Raw genomic sequence first — 11,475 nt, 5'->3', positions numbered from 1 at the left:
TGAGGGTGGATGACTCTGGCAAAAAGAATGGCCCCCGGTATCTAACCAAGAAAGGCGATCCAGAGATAAGGCGCTTAGCTCACATCGCTGCGATGACGGCCTCTCGCTCGCCTAGATGGAAACCCTTCTACGAGTCATACCTGGCAAGAGGCTTTTCAAAAACTCAGGCATTGGTGGTGCTTGCCCGTAAGCTCTGCCGAGTTGCATTCGCTCTGATGAAAAATCAGAGCGAATACCAGCCGAAGCCGATGTTGCAGGGTTGCCCTGCAACATAGAATCTCCCACAAGGGTTCGAGGTGAACAGCACCCCGCTCCCACAAGAATTCCTCCGGCGAGCACAGCATTTGCGATACCCGGACCCACTGTGGGAGCGAGCCTGCTCGCGATAGGCACCACACCGATTCCCCTGTTGGCACAGTTCTCGCTTGGACAACCTCACCGGTAACCAACGGCGGTTGCCCACCTACGACAAAGACGTCGCACACCCTGCTTGCCCTTCCAGGCGATCCGGGTTGCGGCGTTTTTTTGCTTTGGCCCCACCGTCCGGGGTCGGCGGGTCGCCATGACGGCGCCCCACCTCGAAGCACTGACTCATTACCCGAGACTTTAACCGCTGAGGTGCGCGATGAACTCAAGCTTCTGGAAATCCGGCCACACCCCGACATTGTTCGCGGCCTTTCTCTATTTCGACCTGAGCTTCATGGTCTGGTACCTGCTGGGCCCCCTGGCGGTGCAAATTGCCGTCGACCTGCAATTGACCACCCAACAACGCGGCCTGATGGTAGCGACGCCGATCCTGGCGGGCGCGGTACTGCGCCTGCTCATGGGTCTGCTGGCCGATCGGATTTCCCCCAAGGCCGCCGGCATGGTCGGCCAGGTGATCGTGATCGGCGCACTGTTCTGCGCCTGGAAGCTGGGCATCCACAGTTATGAGCAGGCATTGTTGCTGGGGTTGTTCCTGGGCGTGGCCGGCGCATCGTTCGCCGTCGCCCTGCCACTCGCCTCCCAATGGTATCCGCCGCAGCACCAGGGCAAGGCCATGGGCATCGCCGGTGCCGGAAACTCGGGCACGGTCCTGGCCGCGCTGATCGCGCCGATCATGGCGGCCACGTTTGGCTGGAGCAATGTCTTCGGTTTCGCGCTGATCCCCCTTGGCCTGACCCTTGTTCTGTTCGCCTGGCTGGCCAAGAACGCGCCTGAGCGGCCGAAAGCCAAGTCCATGGCCGACTACCTCAAGGCCTTGGGCGACCGTGACAGTTGGTGGTTCATGTTCTTCTACAGCGTGACCTTCGGCGGTTTCATCGGCCTGGCCAGCGCCCTGCCCGGCTATTTCAACGACCAGTACGGCCTGAGTCCGGTGACCGCCGGCTACTACACCGCGGCCTGTGTCTTCGGCGGCAGCTTGATGCGACCGCTGGGCGGCGCCCTGGCGGACCGTTTCGGCGGCATCCGCACCTTGCTGGCGATGTACACCGTAGCGGCCGTCTGCATCGCAGCGGTAGGCTTCAACCTGCCGAACTCCTACGCGGCACTGGCCCTGTTCGTCTGCACCATGCTCGGTCTCGGCGCAGGCAACGGCGCGGTGTTCCAACTGGTGCCACAACGCTTCCGTCGCGAAATCGGTGTGATGACGGGGCTGATCGGCATGGCCGGCGGCATCGGTGGTTTCGCACTGGCGGCAGGCATGGGCGCTATCAAGCAGAGCACCGGCAGCTATCAACTGGCGCTGTGGTTGTTCGCCAGCCTCGGTGTACTGGCCTGGTTCGGCCTGCACGGTGTCAAGCGTCGCTGGAGGACCACTTGGGGTTCGGCAGCCGTCACCGCGGCTCGGGTATAAATAACGCATGAGCCTGCAACTGAGTTTCGCCGAAGCCAGTGCCATCGGCCCGCGTGAGGAAAACCAGGACGCCCTGCGCCTGGTCACGCCGGCCCCGGCGCTGGCCGCCAGCAAAGGTTACCTGTTCGCCATCGCCGATGGCGTGAGCCAATGCGCCGATGGCGGACTGGCCGCCCGCTCGACGTTGCAGGCGCTGGCCCTGGACTACTATTCCACGCCACAAACCTGGGGCGTGGCCCAGGCGCTCGACCGGTTGTTGCTCGCACAAAACCGCTGGTTACAGGCCAACGGCGGCGGGCAGCCGTTGCTCACCACTGTCAGCGCCCTGGTCCTGCGGGGCCGGCGTTTCACCCTGGCCCATGTCGGCGATTGCCGGGTCTATCGTTGGCACGGCGATCACCTGCAACGCGTCAGTGAAGACCACGTCTGGGAACAACAGGGCATGCAACACGTGCTCAAGCGTGCCTTGGGGCTGGATCAACACCTGATTCTCGACTTTCTCGACGGCGAATTGCGCACCGACGAAACCTTCGTCCTGCTCAGCGACGGCGTCTGGGCGGTACTGGGTGACACGGCCATCGCTGGCATCCTGCGGGACCAGACGGACCTGAACCTCGCCGCCCAGACCCTGGTCAACGCGGCGCACCTGGCCGGCAGCCAGGACAACGCCAGCGCCTTGCTGGTGCGGGTCGATGCGCTGGGTGAAGCGAGTATCGGTGATGCCCTGATCCAACTGCAGCAATGGCCCCTGCCCCCGACCCTTAAACCGGACCAGATGTTCGAGGGCTGGCGGGTCGAAGGGTTGCTCGGCCAGAGCCAGCAATCGCTGCTCTACCGAGTGCACGACAGCCAGGGCCAGCCCTGGTTGCTGAAGACCCTGCCCGGGCATCTGCGGGACGACACCCGGGCGGGACAGGCGTTGCTCTCGGAAGAATGGTTCCTCAAGCGGGTTGCCGGCCGGCAGTTTCCGGAAATCCATGGCGTTCCCCTGCGCCAGCATTTGTACTACTTGATGCGTGAATATCCGGGCATGACCCTGGCCGAGCTGTTCGACCGGGGTGGTGCCTTGCCGCTGGCTCAATGGCAAGACCTGGCGCAGCGGTTGGTGCGGGCGGTGGGGTTGCTGCACCGACGGCAGATCTACCACCGCGACATCAAGCCGGAGAACCTGCACCTGGGGGACGATGGGGAACTGCGCCTGCTGGATTTCGGCCTGGCGTACTGCCCGGGTCTTTCCGAGGACCAGGCCAACATCTTGCCGGGCACCCCCAGTTATATCGCCCCGGAAGCCTTCGGCGGCATCGCACCGACAGCGCAACAGGACTTGTATGCCGTGGGCGTGACTCTGTATTTCCTGCTGACCGGTCATTATCCCTACGGCGAAATCGAGGCCTTTCAACGACCACGCTTCGGCGTGCCCGTCAGTGCCAACCGCTATCGTCCTGACCTGCCGGACTGGCTCGGACAAAGCCTGGAGCGGGCGGTCGCGGCGGATCCGGTTCTACGTTTTGAAACGGCTGAAGAGTGGCTATTGCTGCTGGAACAGGGCGAACGCCGGAGCTTGAGCGTACGACCCCGACCGTTGCTGGAAAGGGAACCGCTGAAGGTCTGGCGGACGTTGGCGCTGGTGTCTTTGATGGTGAATCTGGTGCTGCTGTTCATGGTATTTCATAGCTGAGATCCGGTCGCGCCCATCGCGAGCAGGCTCGCGATGAGGGCAGGACTGCCAAATACACATCTAGCAGTCGGGCGCTCCATTACCGGGCAACACGCTTTGATTCGGTGCAATAAATCCTCCCGCAAACGCCTATCAGTGCCCTCATCCTCAATAAATCCGCACCCCTAACTCACTTGGCACAACCACTGCATAACCTCTTTCAACAGACATAAGGCAGCGCCTCCAACGATGAAGGCGATGCTTCCCGAGAGAACGGGACCAGGACAAAGGCGTCCTCGCTGGATCACCAGCGAGACGCCTTTTTTTGTTTTCGTGAAAATGACCGAGCCAGTCCGATCGCCGTGATGAAACGGACCTGAGTTCGCGGAGAAGCCTGATGAAAAAACTCAAACTGGTGATGATCGGCAACGGCATGGCCGGCGTGCGCACCCTAGAAGAGTTGCTCAAGCTCAGCAACGAGCTGTACGACATCACGGTGTTCGGCGCCGAACCGCACACCAACTACAACCGCATCCTGCTATCTCCCGTGCTCGCCGGTGAACAGACGTTCGAAGAAATCGTGCTCAACGACTTGAGCTGGTATCAGGACAACAACATCAACCTGTTGCTTAACCGCAAAGTCGTGCAAATCGACCGGGTCAAGCGCAAGGTCATCGCCGAAGACGGCACCGAGGCCGAATACGACCGCCTGCTGATTGCCACCGGCTCCACGCCGTTCATTCTGCCGATTCCCGGCCACACCCTGGAAGGCGTGATCGGCTACCGCGACATTGCCGACACCCAGGTGATGATCGAAACCGCCAAGACCCACAAGCATGCGGTGGTCATCGGTGGCGGCCTGCTGGGCCTGGAAGCGGCCAATGGCCTGAAGCTGCGGGGCATGGATGTCACCGTGGTGCACCTCGGTGAATGGCTGCTCGAACGGCAACTGGACAAGACCAGCGGCCAACTGCTGCAAACCGCTCTGGAAAGCCGCGGCCTGAAATTCCGCCTCAACGAACAGACCCAGGCCCTGCACGACGCTGGCAACGGCCGGGTCGGCTCCGTGCAGTTCAAGAATGGCGACATCATTCCCGCCGACCTGGTGGTCATGGCTGCCGGTATCCGGCCCAACGTCGAACTGGCGGAAAAATCCGGCATTCCGTGCAGCCGTGGCATCCTGGTCAACGACACCATGCAGACCTATGACCCGCGCATCTACGCCATCGGTGAATGCGCCAACCACCGCGGGACCGCCTATGGTCTGGTGGCCCCGTTGTTCGAACAGGCCAAGGTTTGCGCCAACCACCTCGCCCAGTTGGGTTTCGCCACCTATAAGGGCTCGGTGACCTCAACCAAACTCAAGGTCACCGGCATCGATCTGTTCTCCGCCGGTGACTTCATGGGCGGCGAAGGCACCGAGACCATCACCCTCTCCGACCCCATCGGCGGCGTGTATAAAAAACTGGTGATCAAGGATGACGTGCTGGTCGGTGCCTGTCTGTACGGCGATACGGCAGATGGCGGCTGGTATTTCCGCCAGATCCGTGAGAATGCCGCCATCAGCGAGATCCGAGATCACTTGATGTTCGGCGAAAACGCCTTGGGCGACGTAGGACATCAGGGCCAGAACAAAGCCATGAACATGGCCGACTCCGCCGAGGTCTGCGGCTGCAATGGCGTGTGCAAGGGCACCATCGTCAAGGCTATCCAGGAACACGGCCTGTTCAGTGTCGACGACGTGAAAAAACACACCAAGGCCGCCAGTTCCTGCGGCTCCTGCGCCGGATTGGTGGAGCAGATCCTGATCAACACCGTGGGTGGCGCGGCGGACGTCAAGCCGAAAAGCGAAAAAGCCATCTGCGGTTGCAGCGACCTCAACCATGGCCAGATTCGCCAGGCGATCCGCGACGAACACTTGCTGACGGTCGCCAGCACCATGAGCTATCTGAACTGGCGCACCCCGAACGGCTGCGCCACCTGCCGCCCGGCACTGAACTACTACCTGATTTCCACCTGGCCCGGCGAAGCCCATGACGACCCACAATCGCGCCTGATCAACGAACGCGCCCACGCCAATATCCAGAAGGACGGCACCTATTCCGTCGTTCCGCGCATGTGGGGCGGGGTTACCACGCCTTCGGAGCTGCGGCGCATTGCCGACGTGGCCGACAAATACAGCGTGCCCATGGTCAAGGTCACCGGCGGGCAGCGCATCGACTTGCTGGGGATCAAGAAGCAGGACCTGCCCGGTGTCTGGAAAGACCTGGACATGCCGTCCGGCCATGCCTACGGCAAGTCCATCCGCACCGTGAAAACCTGCGTAGGCAGTGAGTTCTGCCGCTTCGGCACCCAAAACTCCACACAACTGGGCATCGAGCTGGAGCATGACCTGTTCAATATGTGGTCGCCGCACAAGGTGAAACTGGCCGTCTCCGGTTGCCCACGCAACTGTTCGGAAGCCGGCATCAAGGATGTAGGCATCATCGGCGTCGACTCTGGCTGGGAGATGTACATCGGTGGCAACGGCGGCATCAAGACCGAAGTCGCCGAGTTCTTCGTCAAGCTCAAGACCGCCGAGGAAGTCCGTGAATACAACGGCGCCTTCCTGCAGTTGTACCGTGAAGAGGCTTTCTATCTGGAGCGTACCGTGCACTACCTGCAACGGGTCGGCATGGAGCACATCAAGAAAGCCGTGCTCGAAGACCCGGCGCGGCGCAAAGCGCTCCACGAGCGCCTGAAGTTTTCCCTGTCATTGGAACAGGACCCGTGGAAACAGCGCCTGGAACAACCCCAGTTGAAAAAAGAGTTTGAAGTCATCCCTGTGAAGAACCTGGAGGTGCCGGCATGAACTGGCTGGATATCTGCGCACTGGAAGACATCAATGCCCTGGGCTCGCGCATCATCAGCAGCCCGAAAGGCGATATCGCGATTTTTCGCACCAGCGACGATGAGGTTTTCGCACTCGATGACCGTTGCCCTCACAAAGGGGGCCCGCTGTCCCAGGGCTTGGTCTATGGCAAACGCGTGGCCTGCCCGCTGCATAACTGGCAGATCGACCTGGAAACCGGTCAGGCCCAGGCCCCGGACGTGGGCTGCGCCCATCATCATTCGGCACGGGTCGAAAACGGCCGGGTGCTGCTGGCATTGCGGGACGCAAGCCGATGAGCCGCCAGACCACTGCCTCGACCTGCTGTTACTGCGGGGTCGGTTGCGGCGTGCTGATCGAACATGACGACGAGCGCATCCTCGGCGTCAGCGGCGATCCCGCCCACCCGGCCAATTTCGGCAAACTGTGCAGCAAGGGTTCGACCCTGCACCTGACCGGTGACCTCGCCGCACGCGCCCTGTATCCCGAACTGCGCTTGGGCAAAGGCCTGGCCCGGACCCGTATCGACTGGGACAGCGCCATGGATCACGCCGCCAGCGTGTTCGCCGATACCATCGCCGAACACGGTCCCGACAGCGTGGCTTTCTACATCTCGGGCCAGTTGCTGACCGAGGATTACTACGCGTTCAATAAACTCGCCCGAGCGTTGGTCGGCACCAACAACATCGACAGCAATTCCCGGCTGTGCATGTCATCGGCGGTGGTGGGTTACAAGCGCAGCCTCGGCGCCGACGCGCCACCCTGCAGCTATGAGGACCTGGAACTGAGCGATTGCGTGATGATCGTCGGCAGCAACATGGCCTACGCCCACCCAATCCTGTTTCGTCGCCTCGAAGAAGCCAAATCCCGCCGGCCGCAGATGAAAATCATCGTCATCGACCCGCGACGCACCGACACCTGCGATCTGGCTGACCTGCACCTGGCGATTCTGCCTGGGACCGACGTCGCCCTGTTCCATGGGATTTTGCATCTGCTGCTGTGGGAAGACTGGATCGACCGCGACTTCATCAAGGCCCACACCGAAGGTCTGGCGGACCTGAAGAATCTGGTGCGCGATTACACACCGACCATGGTCGCCCAACTGTGCGGCATCAGCGTCGAACAACTGCACCAGTGCGCCGAATCCATCGGTACCACATCGAGTTTCCTCTCGTTGTGGTGCATGGGCTTGAACCAATCCACCGCCGGCAGCGCCAAGAACAGCGCGTTGATCAACCTGCATCTGGCCACTGGGCAGATCGGCCGGCCGGGCGCCGGGCCCTTTTCGCTCACCGGCCAGCCCAATGCCATGGGCGGCCGGGAAACCGGCAGTCTGTCGAACCTGCTGCCGGGCCACCGCGAAGCGGCCAACCCGGAACATCGCGCCGAAGTCGCCCGCTACTGGGGCGTTGAGCAATTGCCCGCCACCACGGGACTGAGCGCCATCGAACTGTTCGAGCAGGTGCGCAACGGCAAGATCAAGGCGCTGTGGATCGCCTGCACCAATCCGGCCCAATCGATGCCAGACCAGACAGCGGTGCGCGAGGCCCTGCAAGCCTGTCCGTTCGTGGTGCTGCAAGAGGCCTTCCGGACCACCGAAACCGCCGGCTTTGCCGACCTGCTGTTGCCGGCAGCCAGCTGGGGTGAGAAAGAAGGTTCGGTGACCAACTCTGAACGGCGCATTTCCCACGTTCGCCGCGCCATCGCGGCACCGGGCGAAGCACGGCCGGACTGGGCGATCACCGTGGATTTCGCACAACGCCTGGAGAAACGTCTGCGCCCTGGCCAGCCCAGCCTGTTCGCCTTTGACGCGCCCGCCCAACTCTTCGACGAGTACAAGCAACTGACGCGAGGACGAGACCTGGACTTGTCCGGTATCAGCCATTCGTTGATCGATCAACTGGGCCCTCAGCAATGGCCGTTCCCGGAGGGCGCCACCGAAGGCACGCCTCGTCTGTACGTGGACGGGATTTTCCCTACCGACAGCCGCCGTGCCCGTTTCGTGGCCGATCCTTATCACGCCGCCAGGGAACTGCGCGACGCCCGCTTCCCGCTGACCCTCAACACCGGTCGGCTGCGGGACCAATGGCACGGCATGAGCCGCACCGGCACCGCTGCACAGTTGTTTGGCCATGTGAACGAGGCCGTGCTCAGCCTGCACCCCGACGAACTGCTTCGCCATCGCCTGAAAACCGGCGACCTGGTCAGCCTGAAAAGTCGTCGCGGCAGCGTGATCGTGGCCGTGGACAGCGACGAAAGCGTTCGGCCCGGCCAGGCCTTTTTGCCTATGCACTGGGGCGACCGCTTCCTCAAGGGTGGGGTCAACACCCTGACCCAGCCGGCGTTCGACCCACTGTCGAAACAACCGGAGCTCAAGCACAGCGGCGTACGCCTGGAACCGGTGAACCTGCCCTGGCAGCTCTTCGCTCTGGTCGAAGGCGATGTCCAACAGCATCTGGAAACCCTGCGACCACTGTGTGAGGCGTTTGCCTACGTCAGCCTGAGCCTTACCGGTCGTGAGCGCCCGGCGCTGCTGATTCGCGCCGCCAGCGCCCTGGCCCCCGAACCACAACTGCTGCAGGCTATTGATGAACAACTGGGCCTGATCGAGGGGCCAGTACTGGCCTATGACGATCCGCGCCGCGCCATCGGCAAACGGGTGCGGATCGAAAATGGCCGCATCACCGCTATCCGTCTGGCCGGTGAAACCCTGGCCCGGCACTGGCTGCAGAATCTATGGCTGGAAGGTCGTGCCGACGAGCAGCTGCGACGCTGGTTGCTGGCGCCGCTGAGCGCACCGCCGGGGAATACTGGCGCCGCGCTGGGTGGCGGTAAAACCTTGTGCAACTGCATGAACGTCAGCCAGCGTGCGGTCTGCGCGGGCATCGAACGCGGCCTGGATCTGCAAGGGCTGAAACAGGAGCTGGGGTGCGGCACGCAATGCGGTTCCTGCGTACCGGAAATCAAGCGTCTGCTGGTCGCCACTGCGCGTCCGGTGGCGGCAGTCTCGTGAGGAAAACACTATGAACGCGAAAGTCTGGCTGGTGGGTGCAGGTCCTGGCGACCCCGAATTACTGACCCTCAAAGCCGTGCGCGCCCTGCGCGAAGCCGACGTGGTGTTGATCGATGACTTGGTCAACGAGGCAGTGCTGGAGCATTGCCCCGGTGCCCGTGTCATCGCCGTGGGCAAGCGCGGCGGATGCCGGTCCACGCCACAGGCGTTTATCCATCGTTTGATGCTGCGCTATGCCCGCCAGGGCAAATGCGTGGTACGCCTCAAGGGCGGCGACCCGTGCATCTTCGGTCGGGGCGGTGAAGAAGCGCAATGGCTGCGCGACCATGGCATAGCGGTGGAGTTGGTCAACGGCATCACCGCTGGCCTGGCGGGAGCGACCCAGTGCGATATTCCACTGACGCTACGCGGCATCGCCCGAGGTGTGACCCTGGTCACGGCCCATACACAAGATGGCAGCAGCCTGAACTGGCAAGCCCTGGCCCAGAGCGGGACGACATTGGTGGTGTACATGGGCGTGGCAAAACTGAGCGAAATTCGCGAGCAGTTGCTGGCCGGTGGCCTGGCAGCGGATACCCCGGTCGCCATGATCGAAAACGCCTCCCTGCCCCACCAACGGGACTGCCGCAGTGACCTGGCCTCGATGGAAGCCGACGCCAGCACGTTCGAGCTCAAGAGCCCGGCAATTCTGGTCATAGGGTCAGTAGCGGCCGGCGCACAGTTAACCCAGGCACAACAGACCTGGGTCCAGGCGGCAGCGCTGTAACCGCAAACGACAACGAACCTGTGGGAGCGAGCCTGCTCGCGCTAGCGGTCAGTCAGTCAACCCCTCTGTTGGCTGATCCGGCGCATCGCGAGCAGGCTCGCTCCCATAATCGATCGTTTGCGCTCACAAAATCACCACTCACCGCAGCCTCATTTCATGAATCGCAGGCAAAGAAAAACCCGGCCTGAGCCGGGTTTTTCCATAAGCCTTGGGGTAATTACTTGGCTTGGGTTTCTACTTCAGCTTCTACGCGACGGTTTACAGCGCGGCCAGCTTCAGTGGCGTTGTCAGCGACTGGGCGGGATTCGCCGTAGCCAACAGACTGTACGCGGGACGATTCAACACCGTACTGCTTGGTCAGAACGTCCTTGACGGCTTGCGCACGACGATCGGACAGCTTCTGGTTGTAAGCGTCAGTACCGACGGAGTCAGTGTGACCTTCAACAGTGGTGGTGGTCGATGGGTACTGCTTCATGAAGTCAGCCAGGTTCTTGATGTCGCCATAGCTGTTTGGCTTGACGACCGACTTGTCGAAGTCGAACTTGACGTCCAGCTCAACACGTACGGTTTCAGCAACAGCTGGGCAGCCATCAGCGTCAACGGTAACGTTGGCTGGGGTGTCAGGGCACTTGTCGACGTTGTCGCACACGCCGTCGTTGTCGCTGTCGGAGCAGACTTCAGCCGGAGCTGGAACTGGAGCAGCAGCAGGCTTGGAGCCGCCACCGAAGTTCACACCGATACCAACGCTAGGCGCCCACTCGGTGTCGCCCTGGTCGATGTTGTACTGAGCTTCAACGCCGGCACGGGCGTAGAAGTTCTCGGTGAAGTACAGCTTGGCGCCGCCGCCAACGTTGGCGAAGGTCGAACGGTTACGACCGTTGCTGCCATTCTGGTCGATGCTCTGGTCGGAGAAACCGGCCGAGACGTAAGGACGCAGCATGTCACCTGGGTTGTTGAAGTGGTACAGAGCGTCCAGAGCGGTGTTGGCGCCCTTGACGTTGGTACCATCGTCAGTGCGAGCGTTGTGCACTTCGTCGTAGGCCAGACGCAGTTCCACGTCGTCGGTCAGGAAGTAACCAACCGAACCGCCGAACAGGTTGCCGTTGTTCTTGAAGTTACGAGCGCTGTCGAATTGCTCTTTCTTGGCGAAGCCTTCGATTTCAACTGCGCCTTGGCCTTGTGCCAGAGCGCCGAACGAAGTGGCAGCAATAAGAGAACCAATGGCAAAGCCCAAGGTGTTTTTCAGTTTCATCCGTTAAATCCCCATCTGGTGATTGTGAAGCAGTCCCGCAAACCGGGGGACAACTCGGCGGCAAGTCTATCAGAACTTGCC

Annotated in this window: 8 protein-coding genes; 7 read left to right on the top strand and 1 reads right to left on the bottom strand. The window is 61.8% G+C overall.

Going from position 1 to position 11,475, the window contains the following annotated elements; translation table 11 throughout:
- From AD666_RS26170 to cobA, 7 genes are all read left to right on the top strand, one after another.
- A partial coding sequence (locus tag AD666_RS26170; RefSeq protein ID WP_156315962.1) for a transposase occupies window positions 1-275 on the top strand: 275 nt, incomplete at its 5' end.
- Window positions 276-625: 350 nt separating this feature from the next.
- The gene (locus tag AD666_RS19290; RefSeq protein ID WP_053155329.1) at window positions 626-1,837 is read left to right on the top strand and encodes a NarK/NasA family nitrate transporter; all 1,212 of its coding nucleotides are present in this window, start codon (window positions 626-628) and stop codon (window positions 1,835-1,837) included.
- Window positions 1,838-1,844: 7 nt separating this feature from the next.
- Window positions 1,845-3,515 (top strand): bifunctional protein-serine/threonine kinase/phosphatase, encoded by a 1,671-nt coding sequence (locus AD666_RS19285; RefSeq protein WP_053155326.1) that lies wholly within the window; start codon window positions 1,845-1,847, stop codon window positions 3,513-3,515.
- A 376-nt stretch (window positions 3,516-3,891) separates the two neighbouring features.
- Complete coding sequence (nirB, locus tag AD666_RS19280; RefSeq protein ID WP_053155324.1) at window positions 3,892-6,345, top strand: nitrite reductase large subunit NirB; 2,454 nt, start codon at window positions 3,892-3,894, stop codon at window positions 6,343-6,345.
- Window positions 6,342-6,662 carry a nitrite reductase small subunit NirD gene (gene nirD, locus AD666_RS19275; RefSeq protein WP_053155322.1) on the top strand — a complete coding sequence of 107 codons (321 nt, stop codon included), beginning with the start codon at window positions 6,342-6,344 and terminating at the stop codon, window positions 6,660-6,662. The genes nirB and nirD overlap by 4 nt, the downstream gene beginning before the upstream one ends.
- Window positions 6,659-9,376 carry a nitrate reductase gene (locus tag AD666_RS19270; protein ID WP_053155320.1) on the top strand — a complete coding sequence of 906 codons (2,718 nt, stop codon included), beginning with the start codon at window positions 6,659-6,661 and terminating at the stop codon, window positions 9,374-9,376. The genes nirD and AD666_RS19270 overlap by 4 nt, the downstream gene beginning before the upstream one ends.
- Window positions 9,377-9,386: 10 nt before the next feature.
- Window positions 9,387-10,142 (top strand): uroporphyrinogen-III C-methyltransferase, encoded by a 756-nt coding sequence (gene cobA, locus AD666_RS19265; RefSeq protein WP_053155319.1) that lies wholly within the window; start codon window positions 9,387-9,389, stop codon window positions 10,140-10,142.
- 217 nt (window positions 10,143-10,359) lie between these two features.
- Here cobA and AD666_RS19260 read toward each other — a convergent pair whose 3' ends face one another.
- The gene (locus AD666_RS19260) at window positions 10,360-11,394 is read right to left on the bottom strand and encodes an OmpA family protein (protein WP_053155317.1); all 1,035 of its coding nucleotides are present in this window, start codon (window positions 11,392-11,394) and stop codon (window positions 10,360-10,362) included.
- Window positions 11,395-11,475 lie beyond the last annotated feature (81 nt).

Source organism: Pseudomonas sp. Pf153, from assembly GCF_001269775.1.
GTDB lineage: Bacteria > Pseudomonadota > Gammaproteobacteria > Pseudomonadales > Pseudomonadaceae > Aquipseudomonas > Aquipseudomonas uvaldensis.
Note: the sequence above shows the minus strand (reverse complement) of the source record. Positions and strands in the feature narration are given on the sequence as shown.